The organism is Alkalispirillum mobile, from assembly GCF_003664325.1.
GTDB lineage: Bacteria > Pseudomonadota > Gammaproteobacteria > Nitrococcales > Halorhodospiraceae > Alkalilimnicola > Alkalilimnicola mobilis.
Window position 1 is genome coordinate 726483 of sequence record NZ_RCDA01000001.1, and the last position, 26354, is coordinate 752836.

Here is a 26354-nt window from a genome sequence, read left to right on the forward strand (position 1 = left end):
AGGAGGCAAAGCGCGATGGGCGCAGCAATTCAGATCAACGGCATCTCCCACCAGTTTTCGCCCAAGGCGGAACGGGTGCTGGAGGAACTCATGCTCGACATCCCCGCCGGCCAGAGCGTAGCGCTGATCGGCGAGAGCGGCTGTGGCAAGTCCACGCTGCTGCATATGCTCGCCGGGCTGCTGCTGCCCAGTGAGGGCTGTGTGCGCATCAATACCCGCCAGGTGACGCGGCCGCACGCCGAGTGGAACATGATGTTCCAGCGCCCGGGCCTCTACCCCTGGCTCAACGTGCGCCAGAACGTGGCCCTGGGCCTGCAGTTCACCGGCCAGACCGCCAACCTCAAGGCCCGGGTGGCGGAGATGCTCGAACTGGTCGGCCTGAGCGACAAGGCCTCGGCAGCGGTGCAGGACCTCTCCGGCGGGCAGCAGCAGCGGGTGGCACTCGCCCGTTCCCTGGCCGTGGAGCCGGAGCTGATTCTGCTGGACGAGCCCTTCTCCGCGCTGGATGCCTTCACCCGGCGCAACCTGCAGCTGGAGGTGAGCCAGATCGCCCAGGACAAGGGCATCACCCTGGTGCTGGTCACCCACGACATCGACGAGGCCCTGACCATGGGCGAACGGGTGGTCGTCATGGGGCGCAACCCCGGCACCTTCCGCCACGAGATGAACGTGGAACTGCCCTTCCCCCGCAACCCGATGAGCCGGGAGTTCGCGGCCCTGCGCGAGTCGCTGATGGCCCGCTTCCGCGAGTCGGTGCACCCGGCGGGCACACCAGCCGAGGACGCACCCCGTGAACCCGACCAGACCCTGCCGCCCAAGGAGGCCGCCCATGTGTAATTGCAATCACGATGGCGACAGCAACGTCGACTACACCATCAACGAAGGCCGTCGCCGCTTCCTGCTGGACAGCCTGGCCGCCGGCGGACTCGCTGCCACGCTGGGCCTGCCGGGGGTGCTGAACACCGCCATGGCCCGGACCGACGACGTGGTCCGGATCGGCTATCTGCCCATCACCGACGCCACCCCGTTGTTGGTCGCCCACAACCGCGGCTACTTCGAGGACGAGGGCCTGGAGGTGGCCCAACCGGAGCTGATCCGTGGCTGGTCACCGCTGGTGGAGGGCTTCACCCGGGGCCGCTACAACCTGGTGCACCTGCTAAAGCCCATTCCGGTCTGGATGCGCTACAACAACAATTTCCCGGTCAAGATCATGGCCTGGGCCCACACCAACGGCTCCGCTGTGCTGATGAGCCAGGCCAGCGGGGCCAAGGAGTTCGCCGACCTGGGCGGCACCCAGATCGCCGTACCGTTCTGGTACTCGGTGCACAACGTGCTGCTGCAGATGGCGCTGCGCCAGGCCGGGCTGGAGCCGGTCATCCAGGATCAGTCCGCCGAGTTGGCGCCCAACCAGGTGAACCTCGCCATCATGCCGCCAGCGGACATGCCGCCGGCCCTGGCCGCCGGGCGCATCGACGGCTTTACCGTGGCCGAGCCGTTCAACGCAGCCGGTGAACTACTGGCCAACGGCTCCTTGCTGCGCTTCACCGGGGATATCTGGAAGAACCACCCCTGCTGCGTGCTCTGCATGAACGAACAACAGGTGGAGGCCAACCCGGAGCGCACCCAGAAGGTCCTCAATGCGCTGGTGCGCGCCGAGCTCTACGCCCAGCAGAACAAGGCCGAGACGGCGGAGATGCTCTCCCGGGACGGCGAGGGCTACCTGCCCATGCCCGCCAACGTGGTGCGCCGGGCCATGACCCACTACGACACCGACTACTACGACGAGCCACACGCTATCCGCCACGCGGAGTGGGGTGTCGGCCGGATCGATTTCTCGCCCTACCCCTTCCCCTCCGCCACGCGAGAGCTGGTGCGGGCCATGAACAAGACGCTGGTCGGCGGCGACAAGACCTTCCTCGAAGACCTCGACCCGGACTACGTGGCTAACGACCTGGTGGATGACCGGTTCGTGCGCCGCGCCCTGGAGAAGTACCCCGACGCCCACCCGCTGGACCTCTCGGGCGAAAACCCCTGGGAGCGTGAGGAGGAGATCTCGGTATGAGTGCCCGTGTCGATGTCGTGACCGCCGCCCTGCCAGCACCCGCCCGCCGCTGGGCGCAGGCGCTGGCCGGGCGGCTGGGCTACCCGCTGGCCGGTCTGGCGCTGCTGCTCGCGCTGTGGTGGCTGGGCGGGTATGCCATTGCAGCCAACCCCAGCACCCAGGCCTTCTCCGGGTTCGGCCCCCAGTACGCGATTCCGGTGGCCTGGGAGTTGCTGATTTCCGGCCAGGCCTGGCACCACGCCGCCCCCAGCCTGAACCGCATTGGCCAGGGCCTGCTCTACGCCACGCTGGTGGCCATTCCCATCGGCATCCTGGTGGGCGCCCTGCCGGTGGTGCGTCAGATCACCAGCTTTCCCTTCCAACTGCTCCGGATGGTCAGCCCGCTGGCCTGGATGCCCATCGCCGTGCTGGCCTTCGCCACCTGGGATGGGGCCATCATCTTCCTGATCTTCATGGCCGCGCTCTGGCCGGTGCTGTTCTCCACGGCCTTCGCCGTGCAGCGGATCGACCCCATGTACTTCAAGGTGGCGCGCAACTTCGGGGCAACCCCTTGGGCCAGCCTGCGGCGACTGGTGCTGCCCGCGGTGGCGCCGGACATCCTCGCCGGGTTCCGGCTGGCCCTGGGGATCGCCTGGGTGGTGCTGGTACCCGCCGAATACCTCGGGGTCACCAGCGGGCTGGGCTATGCCATCAACGATGCCCGCGACATCCTCGCCTACGACCTGCTGGCGGCGCTGGTGTTGCTCATCGGCATCATCGGGTACCTGCTGGACTCGGCGGTAGTGGCGCTGATCCGCTACCTGGGCTGGCAGGGCAGCTGAGCCGTCCCGCCCGGCGCCGGTGCAGCCGCCCCCTTCGCCGGCGGGCCCTGCACCGGCCTGGGGCGGTTTCGTCGGGCACGCCCGCTGATTGGCGGGCCTGCCCGCATGGTATCCGTCTTGCTTCAGCACGGATGGCCCCTAGTAGAGCGATCGCGCATGGCTGAACTGATGACCACGGAACAGACCGACCACGACGCCCCGAACCAGGAGGCGCTGCTGCTCTCCGAAGCCGCCTCCCTGCTCAGTCGCTCGCTCGACCCGGACACCAACATCCCCGCCGTGCTGCGCCTGCTCTCTCAGTTGGTAGGGCTCAACCGCGGGCGGGTGGTACTGCCCGACGACAGCGATGACTGCTGCCTGCGCATCCGCTACGCCTACGGACTCCGCCCGGAGGAGCGCGCCCGCGGGACCTATCGGCTGGGCGAGGGCATCACCGGCCGCGTCATGCAGTCGGCAGGGCCCTGCATCGTGCAGGACGTGGACAGCGACGCCGACTACCTGTTTCGCGCCGTGGACCGGCCCACCCTGCCCGACGAGACGGTCTGCTTTATCGCCGTGCCGATCATGCTGGATGGCACGGCCATGGGGGTGCTCGGCTGCCACCGCCTGCGCAACCGCCCCCGCCCCTTCGAGGCGGATATCCACCTGCTGCGCATTCTCGCCGCCATGATCGGCCAGACCCTGCGCATCCAGGCCCTGATCCGCCAGCACACCGCCTGGCTGGAAGACCGCAACCAGTCCCTGCGCTCGGCCCTGCAGCGCCACGGCGGCCAGCACGGGGTGCTCGGCGAGAGCCCGATGCTGCGCGAGGCGCTGGACGAGGCCATCCAGATTGCCGGCAGCGACGCCACCGTGATGCTGCTCGGCGAATCCGGCACCGGCAAGGAGAAGTTTGCCCGCCTCATCCATACCCACAGCGGCCGCCATGAAAAGCCGTTCATCTGCATCAACTGCGCCGCCATACCGGCTCAACTGCTGGAGGCGGAGCTGTTCGGCCACGAGCGGGGTGCGTTTACCGGAGCGGTCCGCGGACGCGCCGGCAAGGTGGAGATGGCCCAAGGGGGTACGCTTTTCCTGGACGAGATCGGCGACCTGGGCCTGGAGTTGCAGGCAAAACTGCTGCGCCTGCTGCAGGAGCGCACGGTGCAGCGGGTCGGGGGCGACCGGGACATCCCGGTGGATATCCGGGTGATCACCGCCACGCACCAGGATCTGCAGGTGGCCGTCAACGAGGGTCGCTTCCGGCTGGATCTGTTCTACCGGCTGAACGTGATCCCGCTGCGGTTGCCGGCGTTGCGGGAGCGGACCGGGGACGTGGTGCTGCTGGCGCGGCACTTCCTCGACCGCTTCAACCACCAGCACACGCGCAACCTGAACATTGGCGCCGGGGTGTTGAATCGACTGCAGAGCTACCCCTGGCCGGGCAATATCCGCCAGTTGGAAAACGTCCTGGAGCGCGCCGTGCTTACCGCCAGGGGGCATGCCATCAGCGCGGAGGAGATCGAGCATATCCTCCATGAGGAATCGCTCATTGCCGAACGCGGCAAGCCAGCGCCGCCGGACGAGGCCCTTTCGCCCGCGCCGCTTCCGGGACCCACCGCGTCGGCGGCAATGGCCGGCCGCCCCTACCAGCGCGTCAGCGAAACCGACGTGGACCGGGTGATGGCCGCATTGCGGCAGTGCCGGGGCAATAAAACGGAGGCGGCAAGGCTGCTGGGCATGAGCCCCAGGCAGCTGTACTACCGGCTGGATAAGCTGGGGCTAAGAACCCCGAATCAGGGGAATTGGAGCGATTGAACCCGGATCTTTTCTGAGTCAGACCCGGATCACGCCCGCTTTACGGCCCCGTTCGTAGTCCTGAATCTCGCGCAGCAGGCTTTCTTCGAGCGCAGCGAGATTCTCCTCCGCGGGTTTCTCGTTAGCCACCTTGCGCACTTGCTTACCGCGCTGGGTCTTGGCAGCCTTTTTATTCAGTGCCCGCTGCTCCAGCTCCCGGTCCACCTGGCTCGATAACTCGCGCAGCTGGTCCAGTGACCACTTGCTGGAATCTGAAATCTCCAGGCTGGCACCTGGTCGCTTTGCCATCTTCTCTTCCCTCCTCAAAACCGGCCCTACGGGCCACTCACAGGCATGGTTAAATGATCTGACCACAGAATGCCAAGAGGGTGCCATCGGCTGCAACAAAAATTTGCAATTCGTTTCCGCGCCGAATCAACGTATTAAGGCTGGCGCCCGCCAGCCCTTTGCAGGCAGACTGGACCGGAACGGTCCACCGAAATGGTGGCAATAAAGCCGACGGAGGTGCAATGGCGTCCTGCCCCGAAAAGATGGACTGGGAAGACCTGCTGAGCAAGCAACGGCTGGGCCGGCCGGAGGACGACGGCCATGTCGGCTTTCGCACCGATTTCCAGCGCGATTTCGACCGCCTGGTATTCTCATCGGCGTTCCGTCGCCTGCAGGACAAGACCCAGGTCTTCCCGTTGGCAGAGAGTGATTACGTGCGCACCCGGCTGACGCACAGCCTGGAGGTCTCCTGCGTCGGGCGCTCGCTCGGCACCCGCGTGGGCGAGGAGATCGTCCAGCGCGAGGGCTTTCGTGAAATCGCTCCCGGGGATATCGGCGCGATCGTGGCCGCCGCCTGCCTGGCCCACGATATCGGCAACCCGCCCTTCGGCCACGCCGGCGAGGACGCCATCCGCCACTGGGTGCGGACCAGTCGGGTGGCCCGCCGGGCCCTGGATGAACTCACGCCGGAACAGCGGGCCGAGTTTGAGCACTTCGAGGGTAATGCGCAGGGCTTTCGGGTAGTCAGCCGCTTGCAAAACCCGGACAACGAGGGTGGGTTGCAACTGACCCACGCCACGCTGGGGGCCGCGCTGAAGTATCCCTGCCCGGCGCACGCCATCGACGCGGGCCGGGGTATCAGCCGCAAGAAGTACGGCTACTTCGAGGCCGAGGCCCCGTTGTTCGAGCAGGTGGCGCAAACCGTGGGGCTGCTCCCCCAGGGTGAAGGCATTTACAGCCGCCACCCCCTGGCCTTCGTGATGGAGGCGGCCGACAACATCGCTTACCTGATCGTCGATTTCGAAGACGCCTTCCGCCTCGGCATCCTCGACTACGCCACCGTTCACGACCATTTCCGGGCCCTGCTCCAGGGCCGGGGCCAGGCGACGTTGGATCAGCGCCTGGCCCGGTTGCGCGATGACAAGGAGCGGGTGGAGTACCTGCGCGCCAGGGCCATCAACGAACTGGTCGAGGCCAGCGCCCAGGCCTTCGTGGACCACGAGCAGGCCATCCTGGCCGGCCGGTTCACCGAGGAGTTGACCGACACGCTGCCCTTCAGCGAGGCGCTGAACGCCATCTCGCAGCACTCCCAGGAGAAGATCTACGACCACCTGGAGGTCCAGGGGGTATGCGCCGCGGGCTACAGCGTTATCGGCGGGCTGCTGGATCTCTTCCACGAGGCCGTGCACGAGACCGCCGTGGCGATACGTGAGGGCGAGCGCCCCTCACCTCGCGCCCGCACCATCACCAATCTGGTCCCGGCGCAGTTCCTTTACCAGTACACGCCCGACACCAGAGCCCCGGAACGGATCACGGCCCCTTACCCGCTGCTGCTCAACCTCACGGACTTTATTGCCGGCATGACCGACGGCTACGCCGTCTCGCTCTACAAGAAGCTCACCGGCATGGCCCTGCCCCACCACGGTTGAGCCCGTGGGGGGCAGGCGGCTCGGCGCTGAATCGGCAGGTGTCAGGAGGCGGCGGAGCTGAGACCCGCCTTCTCGACCAGTTGCGCCAGCGGCATGGGGTGGGCGAACAGGTACCCCTGCAGCAGGTCGCAGTCGCGGCCCCGCAAGGCCTGCCACTGCGCTTCCGTCTCGATGCCCTCCGCCACTACCTCGAGCGAAAGGTGATGGGCCATGGTGATCACGCCCTGCACGATGGCCGCGGACCCCCGACTGTCCATCATGTCGCTGATAAAGCTGCGGTCGAGCTTGACCTTGTTGATGGGCAGGTAACGCAGGTAGCTGAGGCTGGAGAAACCGGTACCGAAATCGTCAATGGCCGCGTGCACGCCCAGCTCCCGTAGCGCCTTGAGACTCGCTATGGCGCCATCGGCATCGGCCATGAGCACCCCTTCGGTAAGCTCCAGCTCCAGGAGGTGCGCCGGCAACCCCGTCTCCGCCAGCACCTGCGCGAGATTCGCCACAAAGCTGGGCCTGGCAAACTGCAGGGGCGAGATATTGACGGCCACCGGGATGGGCTGCACCCCCTGCCCCTGTAGCGCCATCATATCGCTGCAGGCCCGGCGGAGAATCCACTGGCCGATCTCGATAATCTGCCCGGTCTGCTCCGCCAGCGGAATAAACACCCCCGGCGAGAGGGTCCCCCGCTCGGGATGGTGCCAGCGAACCAGGGCCTCGATACTGCGCAGCTCACCGGAGGTGGCATCCACCACCGGCTGATAGTGCAGGCTCAGCTGATCGTTGCTGATGGCCTCCTGCAGGTCGCGCCGCAGGCTGACGTTCTCCCCGGGCTCCGCCCCGTCCCCACCCGCATAGCGCCGCCAGGTGTTGCGGCCCTGGCGCTTGGCCTGCTGCATCGCACGGTTGGCAAATTGGACCAACTCCTCGGGACTGCGCACATCGTCGTGGCTGAAAGCGATACCGACGCTGGCGCTGATATGCACCTGCTCCGTGCCCAAGGTGTGGGAGCGAGAGAACAGCCCGAGCACGCGCTCCGCCAGGGCCAATGCCTCCTGCTCGTCGGCCAGACTGGGCAGCAGCAGGACAAACTCGTCTCCCCCGAACCGGGAGAGGGTATCCCCGGGCCCCAGCAGCTTCTCCAACCGCCTTGCCGTGGCGACCAGCAGCCTATCGCCGAAGGCATGCCCGAGACTGTCGTTCACCGGCTTGAAGTCGTCCAGGTCGATGTACAAAACGGCCAGAGGCTGGCGGTGCCGGCGGCAGAGCTCAAAGTCGTGGGCCAGCCGTGACTCGAACTCCCGCCGGTTGGGCAGCCCGGTGAGGGCATCGTGGCTGGCGTAATAGGCCAGGCGCGCCTCGTACTGCTTGCGCAGGGTGATATCCCGGGCAATGCCATAGATACCGATGACCTGGTCATCAACGATGATGGGCAGGTTGGTGATATCCAGAGCGACCGGCTGGTCCGCATTCGCCCGATACGCCTTGATCTCGTAGTGTTGCGGCTCGCCACGGACCGCCGCGGCGAAGGCCTCCTCACAGCGTTGCCGGCAGTCCTCGGTGACCAGGTCGTTGTAGTGTCGGCCAAGCAAACGAGATTCGGGCAACCCCAAGATGTCCCCGGCCGCCCGGTTTAGGGCACATAGGCGCCCGGCCATGTCGATTTGGAAAACGGCATCGGGATGCTCGGTAAACAGTGACCGGTACCGCTGTTCCGTCTCCTCGAGCGTACGCCGCTCCTGGTGGCGTTCCACCGCCAGGGCCACCAGGCCGGCGGCCCGGTTGATATGCGCCTGATCGGCCTCGTCCGGCACGCCGGGCCCGCGGTAATAGGTGGCAAAGGTGCCCAGCAGGGCACCGTCCCGGCCGAGCACCGGCATGGACCAGCAGGCCCGCACCCCCTCCGCCCGGGCGAGCGCATGGAAACCGCGCCAGGCATCCGACTCGGCAATATCCTCGGTGATCACCAGCTGCCGCAGATAAGCGGCTGAGCCGCATGAGCCGACATGGGGACCGATCGGGATATCCTGCATGGCAGCGCGGTAAGCCGGTGACAGACTGTCGCCTCCCGCCAGCGTAAGCGACTGGCGTTCGGCATCGAACAGCATGATGGAGACCAGCGCCCCTGGGAGCAGCTGTTCGCCCATCCGACTGATTGCGGCCAAGGTGGTTTCGAGAGGCGCATGCCGCGCAATCAAGTCCTGAATCCGCTGCTGGGCCTCAAGTTGTGCACGGACGTCGGCCACCGGTAAGTGCCCACCCTCGCGCTTTGGGGATAAAGACGGGTCACCTACCATGGTTACAGCGAGACCGGGCCCACCGCATGAGCCTTCAGGTCTTTCAGCGAGGCGACTTGCAGGGCGGATTCGTGCGTGGCCTCGAGGATGACCGGCGGGGCACAGCCCGCATGGCAGGCCTCAGACCAACGTGCCGCACACAGACACCAGCGATCACCGGCCTGCAGCCCGGGAAACCCGAACTCCGGGCGCGGTGTCTGCAGGTCGTTACCCCGTCGAGCGGAAAAGGCCAGGAAATCGTCCGTGACCAGGGCACAAACAACGTGCAGTCCGGCATCCGTGGCGTCGGTATGGCAGTAACCGTCGCGAAAATACCCCGTCATGGGATCACGACAACAGGATTGCAGGGGCGTACCCAGCACATTCACCGCGTCACTGCTCATGCTGCACCTCGGGTTGCCATTACCGCCAGTCGGCGTCAGCCCACACACTAACGCCCTTCGAGCATGGTAGCCCAGTCGCAGCGAACTTGTCTCAGGTTGGGCGAAGGGTTCAGCCGTTACCGGTCATGCCCGTGCGCGACCGGACTGCCTGCCCCTCCCTTGGCGTCGGACTGCAACTGCCCGACCAGCTGCGGGAAAATCTTGTCCGCTGCCGCTTCCGACCAGGGCTTGCGGTATTGCTTCCGGACACCATGGTCGGTGAGCAACTCATGCCAGGTCGGTTGAATGCCGTGGCGGGCCAGGCTGTGCCGCACACACTGAAGCTGGCAACCATCGAGCGCGAGGATCGGCCGCCCGGACTTGGCCTTTTTCACCAGGGACGGGACATCGCCCCCGACCCCGGCGATGCAGGACATCTCCGCCACCCCTTCCGATTGCAGGCGGAGGGCCAGGTGGTTGGCCAGCTGGGCGACACTGGAACAACCGGAACAGGAATAGACCAGGGGCTTTTCGTTAGTGAAACGACTCATTCAGGCCTCGCTCGGCAGAGGGACTTCGCCCGCAGGCTGCCTCATTTAGGGCCCGATGTGCGTTGATGCGCGGCAACATTAAGATGCATTCTATTTGTTCTTTATCCACCTTGGCCCTAAAGTGCCTTAGCCATGTCCCAGACTCACAGCACGCCCCAGACCCGCCGTCGCCGGTATCACAAGGCCGACACCTTCTTCTTCCCTGCCGCGGTCCTCTTTGCCCTGATCGCGGTCCCGCTCTCCGTCCAGGGAATCTACCACCATCAGCCCCTGGCACCCGGTCTGGCCACACCGCTGGATCACGGCCAGGAACTGCTGTTCGGTTATGGCCTCGCGCTGGTCACCGGTTTCATGGCAACCCGCGTCACCTTACCCACCCTGCTCACCCTGGCCACGCTCTGGCTCGCCGCACGGGTCAGTGGCGCGGTAATGCCCCACGGGGCGCTGCCCGCGCTGCTCAACGGACTATTCGTCTTTCTGCTGGCCACGCAGATCCTGCCGCCGCTGCTTCGCAGTGCGAAAAAGTGGCGCAACCAGGCCTTTGGCTGGCTGCTGCTGGCCCTCTGCGGGGTGGCTGCCCTCTACCACCTGGCCCGGGGCCTGGATCACTACGGCGTCAGCTGGCTGTTGCTCCGCGAATCGGTGCTGTTGTTTGCCCTGCTGATGCTCTTTGTCGGGGGGCGGATAATCGCCCCGGCCGTAGCGGGCGCGATCGAGCGCCAGGGCGGGCGGCTGGAAGCCCGGGTGCAACCCCGCCTGGAGGCGGCCCTGCTCCTGCTCATGGCGCTGGCCATCGTGTGTGCGGCCATACCCGGCCTTGGCCTGCCGGCTGGCCTGGCCCTGTTGGCCACGGCAGGCGTGGCCGCGGCGCGCCTGTTCCGCTGGCAGCTCTGGCGCTGCATCCACCGCCCAGACCTGGTCGCGCTCGGGGTCGGTTACGGCTGGCTGGTGGCGGGCACCCTGCTGCTCGGTGCGGTTCAGTTCGGATGGCTCGCGCCGGGCACCGCCACCCACGCCATCACAGTCGGTGCGCTAGGGGCTCTGAGTACCGCGGTCATCACCCGGACCTGGGGCCATCGCCACCGCTGCTTGCCCGGGTTCTATCGCTGGCTGCTGCTCGTGACCGCGTTGGTCAGCCTGAGTGCGCTGCTGCGGATCCTCTGGGCCGATACCCTGATCGGACTCTGGTCGGCAGCAGCACTATGGACTGGCGCAATGGTATTCCAGTTAGCGCTACTGCTCTGGGTCGTCATGCCGCGGGGGCAACACTGACTCAGCGAACCGCTGCAGGGTCGGGGTCCAGCATTCTTGGGAGCGGGCAACGAACCAGGTATCCACCGCGCCGATTTCCTCCGGCAGCAGACAGGCATGAATGCCAAAACGATCGGCGTGGGCCTCGACCACGGCCTGCGGGAGCAGGGCATAACCCATCCCGGCGGCCACGCACCCCAAAATGGCATCCAAGGTGCCAAAGTCGAAAATTCTGGCTGAGGATATCCCGTGGCTCGCGAGCAGGAGCTCAACGCGCTGCCGGTAGCTGCAGCCCTGGCGGAAGGCCAAAAAGGTCGAACCTTGCAATTGTTCTGAGGAGGGCAACGTACTGAGGGGGTGCCCGGCTACCAGCGCTAGCCGCTCATTGAATGCAACGGCCTGGTAAAGCCGCGGATCTTCCACCCGGCCTGCGACAAACGCGCAGTCCAGGCGTCCCGCAGCCATCGCCTCGACCAGGTCAGCAGTGGGCCCGGTCCGAACCCGCAGGTCGACGTCTGGGTATTGGGCATGGAACGCGGCCAGCGGGGCCGGCAGGCGCAAGGCCATTGTGGTCTCCATGGCCCCGAGGTGAAGCGCACCGCTGGGCGAGCACTGCCCTTGGAAGGCTGCAATCGCTTCATCATGCGCACCCACAATACGCTCAGCGTGTGCCACCAAACTCCGGCCCGCGGGGGTCAGGCGGACCCTGGCCTGGCGGTCCAGAAGGCGAGCATCGAGTTCTTGCTCTAAGCGCTTGATATGCGCTGTGACATTAGACTGCACGGTGTGCATCCGCTCCGCCGCCGCAACAAAACTGCCACTCTCCACCACCGCCAAAAACAGACGTAACGACTTGATTTGCATCAACGCCCCGCGAGATTCATAAAAAGCGATAATTGCAATCGCAATTTATCGTTTTTAAGCATTCTCTACCAGCCGTACCCTGCGCTCTGTCCATGACGTGGTAGGGAGCACTTGATTGCGAATGTTCCAGAAAGACCTACCGGCACTGGCTGTCGGCTTTGCGGCGACATTGATCGGCGTCGGTTTGGCACGCTTCGCCTACACCCCACTAGTACCCGCTGTCATAGAGGCCGAGTGGTTTCCGCCGGCTCAAGCGGCTTACCTGGGTGCAGCCAATTTGCTGGGGTACTTGCTTGGCGCAATCACCGCGAATCACCTGGCATCCCGGGCCGGTGCACATAAGGTCATTTGGATGGCTGCCATGGTGGCTATTCTCAGCTTTCTGTGTAGCGCCCAGTCCGCGCCCTTCGCCTGGTTCTTTGGCTGGCGCCTGGCTGCCGGCATTGCTGGAGGCGTGCTCATGGTGGTGGGGCCATCGCTTGCGCTCTCGGTCACACCCGTTGAACGGCGTCCCCGGGTGGCGGGCTTGATCTTCACGGGGATAGGCGTTGGGGCCCTGCTATCCGCGACCCTGATCCCCTGGCTCTTGCAGGTCAGCCTGGCGTGGACGTGGCTGCATCTCGGCGCCCTTTGCCTGATCGCAGGGCTCGCAAGCCAATGGGGTCTTCGCCATATGGAGCGACCACCCCTTGCTCAAGAAACCGGTTCTCCCACTGGGCCCAAAACCGGCTTACCGATGGCGGTCATTGTGCTGGTCATCGCCGCGTACAGCATGGATGCGATCGGATTCGTGCCCCATACCGTCTTCTGGGTTGATTTCATTGCCCGGGAGGCAGCGCTGGGCCAGACCCTGGCGGCACAGCAATGGGCTCTGTTCGGATTGGGGGCGATTCTCGGTCCGCTTGTCGCTGGCCTTGCCGCCCAATGGCTGGGTTGGGCTACCTCTCTGCTACTCGCTCTTCTCACCAAGGGGGTCGCTGTCGCACTCCCACTGTTATCGGTCAGCCCATTCAGCTTGGCTATCTCATCATTCGTCGTCGGCGCACTTGTGCCCGGAATTGTTACGCTAACCTCCGGTCGCCTCTCTGAACTCGTGGGACCTCAAGCGCATCGACGATACTGGGGCATCGCGACTACAAGCTTCGCCGCGGCGCAGGCGGCAGCTGGCTTGGGCATGTCGGCCTATTACGATGCACAGGGGCATTATATGCCGCTGTTCCTTCTGGGAAGCCTCGTATTGATGGCCGCCACCCTGCTCGTCCTCACCAGCAAGGTCGCTTTTCCGATCTACACCATCACACCTGAAACCGCCCGGAGGCAATAACCATGCAGCTTTTCCTGAACGCGACCTCACCTTACGCCCGCGTGGCCCGCATCGCAGCCCTGGAGAAGGGCCTGGCGGACCGGGTCGAACTGATCTGGTGCGACCCATGGAGTGACGATGAGGCGCTGCTTGCGGTGAACCCGGTGGGTCGGGTGCCGGCACTGACCACCGATGACGGCACGGCGTTGGTCGAATCGCCGTTGATTGCCATGCACCTGGATGCCGTTGGCCAAGGCCCCGACCTGGTGCCGGGGGCGCAACAATCGGAGGTACTGCACCGGGCCGGTCTGGGCCAAGGCCTGATGGAGGCGGCGTTCAATTCCGTGATTGGGCGCAAACACCAGGGCGCGGCGGCCGATGACTCCGTTCTGGGTCAACGCCGGGCGCGGGCGATAGCACGGACATTGGCGGCACTGGACAATGAGGTAATTGAGGGCGGGGACAATCCGGACAACAGGGGCACCGTGACCCTGGGCGATATCGCCGTGGCCGTGGCCCTGGACTACCTGCTCTTCCGCATGCCGGAAATCGACTGGCAGCCCCGTCACCCGGCCCTCGCGGACTGGCATGAGGCCGTTATTGCCCGGGAAAGCTTCCGTACCACTCGCTTTCAGTAACGCGCCTTAAAACAAAAACCACCCGGAGACAAAAAGCCCCACCCGGCTTTCACCAGGTGGGGCACATAGCCTTCCGGCTCTCCTGACCGCGCCCTCCGCTAGCACGGACGGGGCTTCCCTGCTGCGCTTCTTGGTGCATCCTGCTGAAGTTATTGGCCGTTGCCTCCGTGCAACGGTAGACATCCTTGTCTGAGGACGTAAGCTACTCCCATCGCCGGCCCGTTGAATTGACTTAGGTCAAGCGAAGCCTACCCTTGAGACATTCCAAAAACGTGATTTGTGATCTGCATCGATCAGCCCCCACCCGAAAAGAGGGGGACAACCGCAATAGTACTCACCACCACCAGGACCGGTAACGCAAACAGGGTCACCCACGCCCCGGCATAGACCATGTCCGTGACCCGCAACCGCTCGCTACCGAAGATAATGGCGTTCGGTGGCGTCGCCACCGGAAGCATGAAGGCGCAGGAGGCGGCCAGGGCCACCGGCACGGCCAGCAGGAGCGGGTCCACCTCCAGCATCAGGGCCAACGATACCATCAGGGGCAGCAACGTGGCGGCCGTCGCCGTGTTGCTGGTGACATGGCTCAGCAGCAGCGTCAGGGTCGCGATCACCGCGATCAGCGACCAGATCGGCCAGCCCGCCAGATCCACCAACGTCAGGGCGATCGCGTGGGACAGCCCGCTGTCCTCGATGGCCACCCCGAGGCTGAGCCCACCCCCGACCAGGATCAACACCCCCCAGGGCAACTCCCGGGTGGCCTGCCACTCCATCAGGAACTGTTGTCGCCGCCAGTCCACCGGCACCAGGAAGAGGGCGACCCCCGCCGCCAGGGCGATGCCGGCGTCGCTGAGTTCCCCCCACGGCCAGACCGCCTGGAGCAGCGGCCGGCACACCCAGGCCAGTGCCGTAAGCGCGAAGATCATCGCCACCCGGCGCTCCCCCCGACTGATCCGCCCGAGTGCCTTGCGCTGGGATTCGATCAACTCGGAAACACCCTGCATGGACTGGCGGCGGACCTGGTAGACCTTGTGGGTCAACAACCACCAGGTACCGGCCAGTAGGGTCAGCGCCAACGGCACGCCGAGGATCATCCACTGGGCAAAACCGATCTCAAGCCCCTGGCGTTCGGAAAGGAACCCGGCCAACAAGGCGTTGGGCGGTGTTCCGATCAGGGTCCCCATACCGCCGATATTCGCAGCAAATGCGATACCGATCAGCAGCCCGAGGATGAAGTCACGCTCAATCTTGCCGCTCTGGTCCTCCAGCAGCGCGATGACCGAAAGCCCGATGGGCAGCATCATCGCAGCGGTGGCGGTATTGCTGACCCACATGCTCAGGCCTGCCGTGGCGGCCATAAAACCGCCGATCAGCAGATCCGGCCGGCGCCCGGAAACGCTCAGGATGGTGATGGCAATGCGCCGGTGCAGGTTCCAGCGCTGAATCGCCAGCGCCAGCAGAAAGCCACCGAGAAAGAGGAATACCAGGGGATTGGCATAGGGGGCCGCCGCGCTCTCCACGCTGCTGACCCCGAGCATGGGCAGCATCACCATGGGGAGCATGGCCGTGACCGGCAGGGGCAGGGCCTCACTCACCCACCAGGTAGCCATCAGCAGGGTCAATGCGGCTACCCGCCAGGCCTCGACCGACAGCTCACCGGGTGGCCCGATCCAAAGCATCACGGCGAAAATGGCCGGCCCGGACAGAAACCCGAACACCCGGCGCCAATGGTGGGCCGGGCGTTCGGGCTGCTGGCTGGCGGACGGTGGGCTCACGCGACTGTCAGACCTTGAACTGCCCGACCAGTTGCTTCAGCTCACGGGCCAACTTGGCCAGTTCATCGCCGGCGCTGGCGGTCTCCCGCGAACCGGCCGCGGTCTGCTCGGCACCGTCGGTAATGCTGGTGATGTTGCGGTTGATCTCCTCGGCCACAGCACTCTGCTGCTCCGCGGCGCTGGCGATCTGCTCGTTGGAGCTGCTGATGGTCTGCACCGAGGAGGCGATCTCCTGGAGCGACTCACCGGCCTCGCCGGCCTGCGCCACGGTCTGTTGGGTTTGCTGATAGCCCGACTCCATGACCTGCACGGCGGATTGAGTCTCTTCCTGCAGGCCACTGATCATCTCCTGGATGCTCTGCGTGGACTCGTGGGTGCGGCTGGCCAGCGAGCGCACCTCGTCGGCCACCACGGCGAAGCCGCGGCCGGCATCGCCGGCACGGGCGGCCTCGATGGCGGCGTTAAGGGCCAGCAGGTTGGTCTGCTCCGCGATCTCGCGAATCAGCTCCGAGACCTCCCCGATGCGCTCACTGTCGGCCGCCAGCTTGCGGATTACCTCGGAGGCCTTCTGGACCTCCTCGGCCAGCCGGTCGATGCTGCCAATGGTCCGCTCCACCACGTCCCGCCCGCGATCGGAGGCATCGGCACCGGAACGGGTAGCGTGGGCCGCATCCTGGGCGTTACGCGCCACCTCCTGGGCCGTGGCAGTCATCTCGTTCATGGCGGTGGCGACCTGCTCGATCTGCTCGCGTTGCGCCTGTACGCCCTTGTTCGTCTGCACCGTCACGGTGGAGACACGGTCTGCCGCATCGGTCAGCCGGCTGGCAGAGGTCACCACGCGGCTCACCAGGTCGTGGAACTTGTCCATGGTGTGGTTGAAAGCGTTCGACGCCCGGCCGATTTCATCCTCCCCGCGTTCCGGCAACCGCCGCGTCAGATCGCCGTCGCCGCTGGCAATGTCCTCCAGCCGATCGGTCATGTCGCCAAGCGGCGCCGAGACAAAGCGCTTGATGAACAGGTAGACCACGCCAAGCAGCGGCACGCTCAGGAGCACCGCCAGCCCGAAGACCATGGTGCCAAAACGGAACACCGCCTCGTTCACCTCGTGCAGCCCGATGCGCATGCTGACCGCGCCGAGCACCTCGCCCTCGTCGGCCATGGCGTGGCACGCCATGCAGTTCTTGCCGAGGTAGTCCTGCACGTTGCGGTTGGGGATCACGGCGTAGAGGTAATCACCGCCCTCTTCCACCTCGAAATGCGACTCACCGGTCTCCAGCACCTGCGCCTCGATATCATTGGCCGGCTGACTGATATCGAGCCCCTCGCCGAACTGCCGGCTGACGGCCTCGCTCCGCAGGACACGCAGGTCCTCCATGTTGTGCAGGGCCAGGATCTGGTCCAGGAACTCATCGCGCTCGTCCATTTCCCAGAGGATCATCAGCGTGGTGAGCCCGGCCATGGTCATCTCGTTCATGGTCTCGCTGAACGTGACCGCCTGATTCAGGGCGGTGTTCCGCTGCTCGTAGACCGACCACGCGATCAACGTGCTCCAGGCGACCACCAGCATCAGCCAGATGGCCAGCAGCAGTCGCACCCAGATCGGCCAGTTGTTGAACCGTTTGACGAGATTCATGCAGCACCTGCCCCGTAAGGTCTTCGCTTGTTATGGCTTTGTAATGGGCCCGCGGCCTTCCTACGGCCAGCCCCGCGGACCGGCAGGGAAACCCCACGCGCCGTGTACCATAACATCGACTACTTACGAGGGAACTTGAGCGGGTGCGGCAAAGGCCCCCCTCTAGAAGCCCCCCATGCCCGGTGGCAGCTGCCCACCGCCGCCGCCTCCGCCAAGCTGGCGCATCATCTTCTGCATGCCGCCCTTTTTCTTCATCTGCTTCATCATCTTCTGCATCTGCTTGAATTGCTTGAGCAGACGGTTGACCTCCTGCACCTGGGTGCCGGAGCCCTGGGCGATGCGGCGCTTGCGCGAGCCGTTGATGACCTCCGGGCGGCGACGCTCATCGGGGGTCATGGAGTTGATGATGGCGACCAGGCGGCGGACCTGCTTGTCGTCCATCTTGCCCTTGATCTGCTCGGACATGTTGCCCATCCCGGGCATCTTGTCCATCAGCCCACCGATGCCGCCGAGCTTGTTGACCTGCTCCATCTGGGACTTGAAGTCCTCCAGGTCGAATCCCTTGCCCTTCTTGAGCTTTTTGCTGAGCTTCTCCGCCTCGCTGCGATCAACCTTGCGCTCCACCTCCTCGACCAGCGAGAGCACGTCGCCCATGCCGAGGATCCGGGAGGCGACCCGCTCCGGGTGGAAGGGCTCCAGGGCGGAGGTCTTCTCACCCACGCCCAGGAACTTGATCGGCTTGCCGGTGATATGACGGATGGAAAGCGCCGCACCGCCGCGGGCATCACCATCGGTCTTGGTCAGCACCACGCCAGTGAGCGGCAGGGCGTCGTGGAAGGCCCGGGCCGTGTTCGCCGCGTCCTGACCGGTCATGCTGTCCACCACGAACAGCGTTTCCACCGGGTCGAGCGCCTTGTGCAGCCGCTGGACCTCGTCCATCAGGTCCTGGTCGATGTGCAGGCGCCCGGCCGTGTCCACCAGCAGCACATCAAAGAATTGCTTGCGGGCGTGGTCCAGCGCGGCCTTGGCGATCTTCTCCGGGTCCTGCTTTGCCTCGCTGGGGAACCACTCCACGCCCACCTCGCCGGCGAGGGTGCGCAGCTGCTCGATGGCGGCGGGCCGGTAGATGTCACAGCTTACGACCAGAACCTTTTTCTTCTCGCGCTCCACCAGGTAGCGGGCCAGCTTGGCGGTGCTGGTGGTTTTACCCGAGCCCTGCAGGCCGGCCAACAGGACCACCGCCGGTGGCTTGGCGGCCAGGTCCAGGGCGTCATTCTCCTCGCCCATCACCTGGACCAGCTCGTCCTTGACGATCTTGATCAGCGCCTGGCCGGGGGTAAGGCTCTTCATTACCTCGGCGCCCATGGCCCGCTCGCGGACCTGGGCAATAAACTCGCGCACCACCGGCAGCGCGACGTCGGCCTCAAGCAGGGCCATGCGCACTTCGCGCAGCGTGTCCTTGATGTTGTCCTCGGTCAGCCGCCCCTTGCCGCGCAGGCGGTTCATGGCTTCTGACAGGCGTCCACTGAGGTTGTCGAACATAGGTATCTCGTCCCGTTTACCGGGGGCAGGCACCGGGCCTACCCGGAGTTTGGCCACAGTATATCGTCACCAGCCGCCGCTGACTTCCCGTGTCTGGCCTTGTATGCGATGATCAGCGCAGATTCACCGTCCAAATCCCCCTGCTTCCCGGGGGTTGCCCGGAGAGTTTTCACCTGACCATGCTGTTTTTCATCGCCATCCTGGCAGCGGCGCTTTACCTCGTGGCCGGTGGTCTGCTGCTCCAGGGGTTGGTACGCGGCAAGACGGATGCCTTGCGCCGAAACCTGCCCCTGTGGCTTGCCGCTGGCGGTGCACTGCTCCATGCGATCGTCGCTTGGTCGGCGGTATGGACCGACGCCGGACTCAACCTGGGCTTTTTCAATGCCTGGGCGGTGGTCAGCCTATTCATGGTGGCGGGGATGCTGGTGGCCACCAGCCGCCTGCCCGTCTGCCACCTGGGGATCATCCTGCTGCCCATGGCCGCCCTGGGCGTTTTACTGGCCTGTACCGCGGACTGCGGCACGCCGGTGCCCCGCGAGCCTGGGGTGGACGCCCACATCATCAGCTCCATGTTGGCCTACAGCACCCTGGGCCTCGGGGCCATACAGGCGGTGATCCTCGCCGTGCTGGATTACCGCCTGCGCCACCGCCAGATGGGCGGTTTCGTGCGCCAACTCCCCGCCCTGCACACCATGGAAAAGCAGCTGTTCGGCATGCTCTGGCTGGGCTTTGTCCTGCTGACCGTCGGCCTGGTCACCGGCATGGTGTTCGTCCAGGACCTGTTCGGCCAGCACCTGGTGCACAAGACCACCCTGTCCGTTGTGGCCTGGGTAGTCTTCGGCACGCTGCTGGTGGGCCGCTGGCGGATGGGCTGGCGCGGCCAAACAGCAGTGCGCTGGACGCTGGGCGGGTTTGTCGCCCTGGCGCTGGCCTACTTCGGCAGCAAGTTCGTGCTGGAACTGCTGCTCGGCTGACCCTATCCCGATCCGCCGCCGCTCAGCCCTGAAACCAGGCCGGCTCGTTCCCAGGCTTCCATTTGATGTTACAGCCAAGGCTCGGCCGCTGTGCGTCCGCGGCTAGCGTCTCACCCCGCAGCAGCGCATCCGCCGCCGCCCGCAGGTCCCGTCCGTCCACCGGTTCATCGTTGCCCGGCGTGGCCGCGTCAAAACGCCCGCGGTAAACCAGCTTCAGGTCGGCATCGAACAGGAAAAAATCCGGGGTGCAGGCCGCCCCGTAGGCCTTGGCCACCGCCTGGGTCTCGTCCAGCAAGTAGGGAAACTCGTACCCCGCCACCTGCTTCTCCTTCACCATGGCCTCGAGGTTATCCTGGGGATAGGCCTCCACATCATTGGCACTGATGGCCACCATGTTGATGCCGTGCGCCGCGTAATCCCGAGCGAACTCAGCCAGGGCACCGCGGATATGCTTGACGAACGGGCAGTGGTTACAGATGAAAGCCACCACCAGGCCACGCTCGCCGCGCACCGCCTCCAGGGCAATCTCGCCCCCTTCTGTAGAGGGCAACCGAAACTCCGGTGCCCGCGTGCCTAACGGCGTCATTGTCGATTCCGTCTTGACCATGTCTATCCCCTCCTTCCGAGGTCAACCACAGGTATCCAGGCCCCGCCATGACCGGCCGGGTGTTGTCCCACAACGTACCGCCCGCCACCGGAAATAGAAAAGGCCCGCCGGGTGCCGGCAGGCCTTTTCAACCCGCTGGGTTCCGCCCCGCAGGGCGCGGAACCGTTGCGAGGAGGCGCTTAGTCCTCCTGCTGGGCCTCGACCTCCTCGAGCAGCCGCTCAAGGATGCGGCCACCGCGCTCGCCCGCCATGTCCACGTAGGTATCGCGGACCGGCATGCTGGCCTCGCGGAAGGCCTCGCGGGTGTCCTCATCGATGTCGATGATCTCCACCTCGGGGCGCGCCTCGAGGATCTGGTCCATGCGGCGCTCGTTCAGCTCCACCTGCGCTTCATGGATGTATTCCACCAGTTCCTCGTTCGCCTCCCGGATTGCCTCCCGCTCCTCGTCAGAGAGGCTGTCCCAGAAGTCCCGGTTGGCCATCCAGGCCGCGATGAACGGCTTGTGGCGGCCGAAGATCATGTAGTCCTGGACTTCGTAGAAGCTCATCTCCTGGTGGGCGAAGACGGGCTGGATGTTGGCGTCGATCGCGCCGGTTTCCAGTGCGCCATAGATGTCGGAGTAGCCCACGGAGGTCGGGTCAGCGCCGTACGCGCTGTAGGTCTCGCGCAGCAGGCGGTTGTCCATCACGCGGATGCGCACGCCCTCGAAATCCTCGACGCTGCGGATTTCCTCGTTGCCGGCCCAGACCTGCCAGCCTTCCGGCACCAGCGAGAGCAGCTGCACGTCGCGGTCGCGATAGGCCTCCTGCAGGTCATCGCTCCACAGGAAACCCTCGGCGTTAAGAATCTGCGTGTTGAGCCATTCGTCGTCAGTGAGCACGAAGCTCAAGCTGAAGACGTCGTTCTCGGGGACCACGCCGCCGAAGAAGCCGGAACCGAAGCCGAACTGCACGGCCCCGTCCTGCAACTGGCTGTAGATCTCGTCGAAGCTCGGGCTCAGTTCGCCATAGCTGTAAATGACGAACTCGACGTTATCGAGCCGCTCTTCCACCAGCTCGGCGAAGCGCTCAGCGTAGCGGTGCTGAACACTGCCCTCGATCTCTTCCAGCGCCACGCGCCAGGTCTGCACCTCGGCAACGGCCTCGCCGTCGGCGTCCGTGTCCGGTGCATCCCCCCCGCAGGCCGAGAGACCCAGAGCTGTCACAGCAGCCGTGGAAATCAGCCAAGACGTTCTCTTCATCAGAGTCTCCTTGTTGTCTTACGTTGACCGCCCACCGAGCCCGGTCTATGCCCCATGCAGGGCCATATTGCGCGGGCCCGGAAAACCAAGCGTGCATTCACAACACTAGCACACCGTCGGGCGAAACATGCCAGTCAGCCTTGAAAAGGGACATCGCGAAATCCCTCGCCGTGGATTAGGCTTTACCGGGAGTGCACTTTATAGTTTATGCTGATGCATAAGAACAACTTCACACTATAAGGGTGGCAGTCATAGCGCATGAGCATTGAACCTGATGCCGCCAAAGGCCCGGAAGGCCGACTGGCAAAGGGGATGCGGCTGATTGATCAGGCCGTGGAGCATGTGGAGGGGTTGCTGGTGGGGGCCGGCGTCCTGCTGATGGCCGTGGTGGCCATCAGTAACGTGTATACCCGCAACTTTCACGGCTTCAGCATCCCGGGGACCGAGGACATCACGGTGATCCTGCTGGTCATCGTGACCTTCATGGGGATTGGCTTCGCCGCCCGCCAGGGCCGGCATATCGCCATGACCGCCCTGTACGACCAGCTCTGGGGCATCTGGCGCAAGGGCATGCTTATCTTCCTGAGCCTCGGCACCTCCGTGCTGCTCTTCTACCTCGCGTATTTGGGTTTCGACTACGTCTCGAGCCTCCACCGCCGGGACCGCACCTTTTCAGGCATGGCCATTTACGCCTGGCAGATGCACATCCTGCTGCCGCTGCTGCTGGCCCTCTGGGCGGGCTATTGGCTGACCTGGGCCCGCGGCCACCACGGCCCGGCCAGTTGGATCAGCGCACTGAAACGGGCTGATATCGGGGTCTGGATCTCGGCATTGGCCGCCGGCTTGGCACTGGGGTGGGTACTGGTGGTGGTCATCATGCAACTGCTGGCCGAGCCCGGTACCGGCCCGCTGAGTTGGCGGACACAGCTCAGGCAATGGATTCCCTACGCATTGGTACCGCTGGGGCTGGCCCTGGGGGGCCTGCAGTTCTTCCTGACGGCCCTGCGTAATCTGATGAGCCGAGGCATCTACCGCTCGTTCACGCAGAAAGAACAATACGGGGACGCCAACCCGGATGCGCCCTGATGCATGCACTGGGCGCCGTCCGGAGTAGCGGCGTGACTCGCAGAATCTCCAAGGAGTGAATCGCTGATGATCTGGATCATGGTCGGCATCATGGTGGGGCTGCTGCTCCTCGGCTTCCCATTGATGGTGCCGCTGCTCTCCGCGGCCATCTACGTGATGCTCTTCGAGCTGGACTTCATCAGCACCAACCGGATCGTCGCGCAGATGGTCTCGGGGATCTCCTCGCCAGTGCTTGCCGCCGTGCCCCTGTTCATCCTGGCCGCGGACATCATGACCAAGGGCCGCACCGCCAATCGGCTGCTCGACCTGGTGATGAGCTTCTTCGGCCACCTGCGCGGCGGGCTGCCGGTTACTGCGGCTGTCAGCTGCACTTTGTTCGGCGCGGTCTCGGGCTCCACCCAGGCCACGGTGGTGGCCATCGGTGGCCCACTGCGACCGAAGCTGATCAAGGCCGGCTACAAGGACAGCTTCACCACGGCGCTGATCATCAACGCCAGTGACATCGCACTGCTGATCCCGCCGAGCATCGGCATGATCGTCTACGGTGTGGTCTCCCGCACCTCGGTGCGGGAGCTGTTCATCGCCGGCATTCTGCCCGGCCTGCTCATCCTACTCTTCTTCTGCGTCTACACCTACATCTATTCCCGCATGAAGGCGATCCCCGTGGAGGACAAGACGCCGTGGGGCCTCCGGCTGAAGGCGTTGCGCGGCGCCCTGCTGCCCATGGGCTTCCCGGTGATCGTGGTCGGTGGCATCTACGCCGGCTTTTTCTCCCCCACCGAGGCAGCGGCAGTCTCCGTGGCCTACGCCTTCCTGCTGGAAGTGGTGATCTTCCGTTCCCTGCACATCAAGGAGATCTGGCCCATCGCCTTGTCCACGGGGCTGATCACCGCCGTGGTCTTCGTTCTCGTAGCCTCGGGCCAGGTCTTTTCCTACGTGATTTCCGCCGCCCGGATCCCGCGGGAGCTCATCGGACCATTGATCGAAACACTAGCGGGCAATCCGGAACTGGCGCTTATCGTCATCGCCCTGGCCTACTTCATTGGCTGCATGTTCGTGGACCCGATCGTGGTCATCCTCGTACTCACGCCGATCTTCACCCCGCTGGTGGACGCTACCGGGCTGGACCCGGTACACGTCGGCGTGATCGTGACCCTGCAGGCGGCCATCGGCTCCGCCACGCCGCCGTTCGGCTGCGACATCTTCACGGCCATCGCGATATTCCGGCGACCCTATTGGGACACGATTAAGGGGACACCGCCGTTCATCTTCATCCTGTTGATGAGCACGGCGGTGCTGATCGCCTTCCCGCAGATCTCCCTGTTCCTGCCGCAGCTGGCCTTCGGGTGAGCCGGAGCCGGGTCGGGGGGGCGGCCCCCCGACCCGGCCCCTCAATCCTGCCGGGCAGCCGAGCAACGACCGAGCCCCACAGGTACTACCAAAACCTTTCTTCATACGTAAAAAACCCCGGGGGAGCACCTGCTCCACCCGGGGTTTCCTTTACGGACAGCGAGACGCTGCGTGGAGCGCTTATTCGCCTTCCTGCACCGCCTTCATGCTCAGACGAATGCGGCCCTGACGGTCCACCTCCAGCACCTTCACGCGCACGGTATCGCCCTCCTTCAGGTAATCGGCAACCCGTTCCACGCGCTCGTTGGAGATCTGCGAGATGTGCACCAGGCCGTCACGCCCTGGCAGGATGTTCACGAAGGCGCCGAAATCCATCAGCTTGGACACCTTGCCCTCGTAAATCGTGCCTACCTCCACATCGGCAGTGAGCAGCTCGATACGCCGACGGGCCTCGTCCGCGGCAGACTTGTCCGCGGAGGCGACCGTCACCTTGCCATCATCGGAGATATCGATGGTCGTACCGGTCTCCTCGGTGAGCTGCCGGATCGTGGCGCCGCCCTTGCCGATCACGTCCCGGATCTTTTCCGGGTCGATGCGGATGGTCAGCAGGCGCGGCGCGTACTCGGACATCTCCTGGCGGGGCTGGCTGATGACCTTGTTCATCTCGCCAAGGATGTGCAGACGACCCTCACGGGCCTGCTCCAGCGCCTGGGTCATGATCTCGCGGGTGATGCCCTGGATCTTGATATCCATCTGCAGGGCGGTCACGCCGGTTTCGGTGCCCGCAACCTTGAAGTCCATGTCGCCGAGGTGGTCCTCGTCGCCCAGGATATCGGTGAGCACAGCGAACTGATCGTCCTCCTTGATCAGGCCCATGGCGATACCCGCCACCGGCGCCTTCACCGGCACGCCGGCGTCCATCAGCGACAGCGAGGTCCCGCACACGGAGGCCATTGAGGACGAACCATTGGACTCGGTGATCTCGGAGACCACCCGAATGACGTAGGGGCAGTCATCCGGGGCGGGCATGACGGCCTGGATGCCGCGCTTGGCAAGCTTGCCGTGGCCGATCTCGCGGCGCTTGGGCGTACCCATGAAGCCGGTCTCACCGACACAGTAGGGCGGGAAGTTGTAATGGAGCATGAACTGCTCCTTTCGCTCACCCTCAATAGCGTCGATGATCTGCGCATCACGACCGGTACCCAGCGTGGTCACTACCACCGCCTGGGTTTCGCCGCGGGTGAAGATCGCCGACCCGTGGGTGCGAGGCAAGCCGCCCACTTCCACGTCGATGGTCCGCACGGTGCGGTTGTCGCGGCCGTCGATACGGGGCTCGCCGGCCAGGATTCGGCCGCGCACGATGTCCTTTTCCAACGCCTTGAAGGCGTCGCCGACATCTTTCTCGGGCCAGCCGCCCTCTTCGTCGCGGTTCTCACCCAGCCCCTCGATGGCCTTCTGGCGCAGTTCCCCGATCCGGTTCTGCCGCTCCTGCTTTTCGGGCACCTGGTAGGCCGATGCCAGTTCGTCGCCGACCAGGTCCTTGATTGCCGTCTCCAGCGTGGCATCGCCCGGCGCGGCCTGCCAATCCCAGCGCGGCTTGCCGGCCTCGGCCGCCAGCGCCTTGATCGCCTCGATGGCCGCCTGCATCTGCTCGTGGCCATAGAGCACGGCACCCAGCATGGTCTCCTCGGAGAGCTGGTTGGCCTCCGACTCCACCATCAGCACCGCGTCCTCGGTGCCCGCAACCACCAGGTCCAGGTCGGAGGCGGCGGTCTCCTCGAAAGTGGGGTTGAGCAGGTACTCACCGTCCCGATACCCCACGCGTGCCGCCCCGATGGGGCCGTCGAACGGGATACCGGAGATGGACAGGGCGGCGGAGGCACCGATCAGGGCCGGAATGTCAGCGTCTACCTCGGGGTTCATGGACAGCACCGTGGCCACCACCTGAACCTCGTTGTAGAAACCTTCCGGGAACAGCGGCCGGATGGGCCGGTCAATCAGCCGGCTGGTGAGGGTTTCCTTCTCGGAGGGGCGGCCCTCACGCTTGAAGAAGCCTCCCGGGATCTTGCCCGCCGCGTAGGTCCGCTCCTGGTAGTTGACCGTCAGGGGGAAGAAGCCCTTGCTCGGGTCCGCCTCCTTGCGACCGACAGCGGTGACGAGCACCACCGTGTCACTCATGTTGACCAGCACGGCCCCATCGGCCTGCCGCGCTACGCCACCGGTTTCCAGAGTGACGGTGTGGTTTCCGTACTGAAAGCTCTTCTTGACTGATTTCACGATAATATCCGGC

21 protein-coding genes and 1 pseudogene are annotated in these 26354 nt (G+C 65.0%); 11 read left to right on the forward strand and 11 right to left on the reverse strand.

The window, feature by feature from the left end:
• Positions 1 to 15: 15 nt before the first annotated feature.
• The 4 genes from DFR31_RS03420 to DFR31_RS03435 all read left to right on the forward strand — a co-directional run bounded on the left by DFR31_RS03420 (position 16) and on the right by DFR31_RS03435 (position 4680).
• Positions 16 to 837: an ABC transporter ATP-binding protein gene (locus tag DFR31_RS03420; RefSeq protein WP_121441242.1), complete on the forward strand. Its 822-nt coding sequence runs from the start codon at positions 16 to 18 to the stop codon at positions 835 to 837.
• A complete protein-coding gene (locus DFR31_RS03425; protein WP_121441243.1) occupies positions 830 to 2062 on the forward strand; it encodes an ABC transporter substrate-binding protein in 1233 nt (410 codons plus the stop codon). The genes DFR31_RS03420 and DFR31_RS03425 overlap by 8 nt, the downstream gene beginning before the upstream one ends.
• On the forward strand, positions 2059 to 2883 hold the full coding sequence (locus DFR31_RS03430) for an ABC transporter permease (protein WP_121441244.1): 825 nt from the start codon (positions 2059 to 2061) through the stop codon (positions 2881 to 2883). The genes DFR31_RS03425 and DFR31_RS03430 overlap by 4 nt, the downstream gene beginning before the upstream one ends.
• A gap of 156 nt (positions 2884 to 3039) precedes the next feature.
• Positions 3040 to 4680, forward strand: coding sequence for a sigma 54-interacting transcriptional regulator (locus DFR31_RS03435; RefSeq protein WP_245971075.1), 1641 nt, complete (start codon positions 3040 to 3042; stop codon positions 4678 to 4680).
• An 18-nt stretch (positions 4681 to 4698) separates the two neighbouring features.
• Here the strand turns inward: DFR31_RS03435 and DFR31_RS03440 are convergent, their stop codons facing one another.
• Positions 4699 to 4968 (reverse strand): hypothetical protein, encoded by a 270-nt coding sequence (locus DFR31_RS03440; protein WP_121441245.1) that lies wholly within the window; start codon positions 4966 to 4968, stop codon positions 4699 to 4701.
• A 221-nt stretch (positions 4969 to 5189) separates the two neighbouring features.
• On the opposite strand from DFR31_RS03440, the gene DFR31_RS03445 reads away from it, so the two are divergent.
• Positions 5190 to 6596, forward strand: coding sequence for a deoxyguanosinetriphosphate triphosphohydrolase (locus DFR31_RS03445; RefSeq protein ID WP_211328228.1), 1407 nt, complete (start codon positions 5190 to 5192; stop codon positions 6594 to 6596).
• A gap of 41 nt (positions 6597 to 6637) precedes the next feature.
• Here DFR31_RS03445 and DFR31_RS03450 read toward each other — a convergent pair whose 3' ends face one another.
• From DFR31_RS03450 to DFR31_RS03460, 3 genes are all read right to left on the reverse strand, one after another.
• Positions 6638 to 8755, reverse strand: coding sequence for a putative bifunctional diguanylate cyclase/phosphodiesterase (locus DFR31_RS03450; RefSeq protein ID WP_170153584.1), 2118 nt, complete (start codon positions 8753 to 8755; stop codon positions 6638 to 6640).
• A 134-nt stretch (positions 8756 to 8889) separates the two neighbouring features.
• Positions 8890 to 9270, reverse strand: coding sequence for a DUF2237 family protein (locus tag DFR31_RS03455; protein ID WP_121441247.1), 381 nt, complete (start codon positions 9268 to 9270; stop codon positions 8890 to 8892).
• A gap of 116 nt (positions 9271 to 9386) precedes the next feature.
• On the reverse strand, positions 9387 to 9800 hold the full coding sequence (locus DFR31_RS03460; RefSeq protein ID WP_121441248.1) for a putative zinc-binding protein: 414 nt from the start codon (positions 9798 to 9800) through the stop codon (positions 9387 to 9389).
• Between the two features lie 132 nt (positions 9801 to 9932).
• Between DFR31_RS03460 and DFR31_RS03465 the strand changes: the two genes are divergently transcribed.
• A complete protein-coding gene (locus tag DFR31_RS03465) occupies positions 9933 to 11072 on the forward strand; it encodes an NnrS family protein (RefSeq protein ID WP_121441249.1) in 1140 nt (379 codons plus the stop codon).
• On the opposite strand, the gene DFR31_RS03470 is transcribed toward DFR31_RS03465, so the two are convergent.
• Positions 11034 to 11915, reverse strand: a complete 882-nt coding sequence (locus tag DFR31_RS03470; protein ID WP_121441250.1) for a LysR family transcriptional regulator — start codon at positions 11913 to 11915, stop codon at positions 11034 to 11036. The genes DFR31_RS03465 and DFR31_RS03470 overlap by 39 nt on opposite strands.
• A 121-nt stretch (positions 11916 to 12036) precedes the next feature.
• Between DFR31_RS03470 and DFR31_RS03475 the strand changes: the two genes are divergently transcribed.
• Together DFR31_RS03475 and DFR31_RS03480 are read left to right on the forward strand one after the other, a co-directional pair.
• Positions 12037 to 13239, forward strand: coding sequence for a YbfB/YjiJ family MFS transporter (locus DFR31_RS03475; RefSeq protein WP_121441251.1), 1203 nt, complete (start codon positions 12037 to 12039; stop codon positions 13237 to 13239).
• A gap of 2 nt (positions 13240 to 13241) precedes the next feature.
• On the forward strand, positions 13242 to 13856 hold the full coding sequence (locus DFR31_RS03480) for a glutathione S-transferase N-terminal domain-containing protein (protein ID WP_121441252.1): 615 nt from the start codon (positions 13242 to 13244) through the stop codon (positions 13854 to 13856).
• Positions 13857 to 14242: 386 nt separating this feature from the next.
• On the opposite strand, the pseudogene DFR31_RS03485 reads toward DFR31_RS03480, so the two are convergent.
• From DFR31_RS03485 to ffh, 3 genes and pseudogenes are all read right to left on the reverse strand, one after another.
• Positions 14243 to 15535 (reverse strand): annotated as a pseudogene (locus DFR31_RS03485) (SLC13 family permease); the annotation flags it as partial.
• A gap of 103 nt (positions 15536 to 15638) precedes the next feature.
• A complete protein-coding gene (locus tag DFR31_RS03490) occupies positions 15639 to 17264 on the reverse strand; it encodes a methyl-accepting chemotaxis protein (protein WP_121441254.1) in 1626 nt (541 codons plus the stop codon).
• Between the two features lie 162 nt (positions 17265 to 17426).
• Positions 17427 to 18806 (reverse strand): signal recognition particle protein, encoded by a 1380-nt coding sequence (ffh, locus tag DFR31_RS03495; protein WP_121441255.1) that lies wholly within the window; start codon positions 18804 to 18806, stop codon positions 17427 to 17429.
• 179 nt (positions 18807 to 18985) lie between these two features.
• On the opposite strand from ffh, the gene DFR31_RS03500 reads away from it, so the two are divergent.
• Complete coding sequence (locus DFR31_RS03500; protein WP_121441256.1) at positions 18986 to 19780, forward strand: cytochrome C assembly family protein; 795 nt, start codon at positions 18986 to 18988, stop codon at positions 19778 to 19780.
• A 22-nt stretch (positions 19781 to 19802) separates the two neighbouring features.
• On the opposite strand, the gene DFR31_RS03505 is transcribed toward DFR31_RS03500, so the two are convergent.
• On the reverse strand, positions 19803 to 20387 hold the full coding sequence (locus tag DFR31_RS03505; RefSeq protein WP_121441257.1) for a thioredoxin family protein: 585 nt from the start codon (positions 20385 to 20387) through the stop codon (positions 19803 to 19805).
• 179 nt (positions 20388 to 20566) lie between these two features.
• Positions 20567 to 21628 carry a TRAP transporter substrate-binding protein DctP gene (gene dctP / locus DFR31_RS03510; protein ID WP_121441258.1) on the reverse strand — a complete coding sequence of 354 codons (1062 nt, stop codon included), beginning with the start codon at positions 21626 to 21628 and terminating at the stop codon, positions 20567 to 20569.
• A gap of 258 nt (positions 21629 to 21886) precedes the next feature.
• Here dctP and DFR31_RS03515 point away from each other — a divergent pair, with 258 nt between their 5' ends.
• Both DFR31_RS03515 and DFR31_RS03520 read left to right on the forward strand, forming a co-directional pair.
• Positions 21887 to 22714, forward strand: a complete 828-nt coding sequence (locus DFR31_RS03515) for a TRAP transporter small permease (RefSeq protein WP_121441259.1) — start codon at positions 21887 to 21889, stop codon at positions 22712 to 22714.
• A 66-nt stretch (positions 22715 to 22780) separates the two neighbouring features.
• On the forward strand, positions 22781 to 24064 hold the full coding sequence (locus tag DFR31_RS03520; RefSeq protein WP_121441260.1) for a TRAP transporter large permease: 1284 nt from the start codon (positions 22781 to 22783) through the stop codon (positions 24062 to 24064).
• Between the two features lie 180 nt (positions 24065 to 24244).
• On the opposite strand, the gene pnp is transcribed toward DFR31_RS03520, so the two are convergent.
• Positions 24245 to 26341 (reverse strand): polyribonucleotide nucleotidyltransferase, encoded by a 2097-nt coding sequence (gene pnp / locus DFR31_RS03525; protein ID WP_121441261.1) that lies wholly within the window; start codon positions 26339 to 26341, stop codon positions 24245 to 24247.
• Between the last annotated feature and the right edge of the window lie 13 nt (positions 26342 to 26354).

What these genes read in the sequence shown, in the direction of transcription:
- DFR31_RS03420 (WP_121441242.1), top strand. Translation starts at nt 16, where the DNA reads ATGGGCGCAGCAATTCAGATCAACGGCATCTCCCACCAGTTTTCGCCC.
- DFR31_RS03425 (WP_121441243.1), top strand. Translation starts at nt 830, where the DNA reads ATGTGTAATTGCAATCACGATGGCGACAGCAACGTCGACTACACCATC.
- DFR31_RS03430 (WP_121441244.1), top strand. Translation starts at nt 2,059, where the DNA reads ATGAGTGCCCGTGTCGATGTCGTGACCGCCGCCCTGCCAGCACCCGCC.
- DFR31_RS03435 (WP_245971075.1), top strand. Translation starts at nt 3,040, where the DNA reads ATGGCTGAACTGATGACCACGGAACAGACCGACCACGACGCCCCGAAC.
- DFR31_RS03440 (WP_121441245.1), bottom strand. Translation starts at nt 4,968, where the DNA reads ATGGCAAAGCGACCAGGTGCCAGCCTGGAGATTTCAGATTCCAGCAAG.
- DFR31_RS03445 (WP_211328228.1), top strand. Translation starts at nt 5,190, where the DNA reads ATGGCGTCCTGCCCCGAAAAGATGGACTGGGAAGACCTGCTGAGCAAG.
- DFR31_RS03455 (WP_121441247.1), bottom strand. Translation starts at nt 9,270, where the DNA reads ATGAGCAGTGACGCGGTGAATGTGCTGGGTACGCCCCTGCAATCCTGT.
- DFR31_RS03460 (WP_121441248.1), bottom strand. Translation starts at nt 9,800, where the DNA reads ATGAGTCGTTTCACTAACGAAAAGCCCCTGGTCTATTCCTGTTCCGGT.
- DFR31_RS03465 (WP_121441249.1), top strand. Translation starts at nt 9,933, where the DNA reads ATGTCCCAGACTCACAGCACGCCCCAGACCCGCCGTCGCCGGTATCAC.
- DFR31_RS03470 (WP_121441250.1), bottom strand. Translation starts at nt 11,915, where the DNA reads ATGCAAATCAAGTCGTTACGTCTGTTTTTGGCGGTGGTGGAGAGTGGC.
- DFR31_RS03475 (WP_121441251.1), top strand. Translation starts at nt 12,037, where the DNA reads ATGTTCCAGAAAGACCTACCGGCACTGGCTGTCGGCTTTGCGGCGACA.
- DFR31_RS03480 (WP_121441252.1), top strand. Translation starts at nt 13,242, where the DNA reads ATGCAGCTTTTCCTGAACGCGACCTCACCTTACGCCCGCGTGGCCCGC.
- DFR31_RS03490 (WP_121441254.1), bottom strand. Translation starts at nt 17,264, where the DNA reads ATGAATCTCGTCAAACGGTTCAACAACTGGCCGATCTGGGTGCGACTG.
- ffh (WP_121441255.1), bottom strand. Translation starts at nt 18,806, where the DNA reads ATGTTCGACAACCTCAGTGGACGCCTGTCAGAAGCCATGAACCGCCTG.
- DFR31_RS03500 (WP_121441256.1), top strand. Translation starts at nt 18,986, where the DNA reads ATGCTGTTTTTCATCGCCATCCTGGCAGCGGCGCTTTACCTCGTGGCC.
- DFR31_RS03505 (WP_121441257.1), bottom strand. Translation starts at nt 20,387, where the DNA reads ATGGTCAAGACGGAATCGACAATGACGCCGTTAGGCACGCGGGCACCG.
- dctP (WP_121441258.1), bottom strand. Translation starts at nt 21,628, where the DNA reads ATGAAGAGAACGTCTTGGCTGATTTCCACGGCTGCTGTGACAGCTCTG.
- DFR31_RS03515 (WP_121441259.1), top strand. Translation starts at nt 21,887, where the DNA reads ATGAGCATTGAACCTGATGCCGCCAAAGGCCCGGAAGGCCGACTGGCA.
- DFR31_RS03520 (WP_121441260.1), top strand. Translation starts at nt 22,781, where the DNA reads ATGATCTGGATCATGGTCGGCATCATGGTGGGGCTGCTGCTCCTCGGC.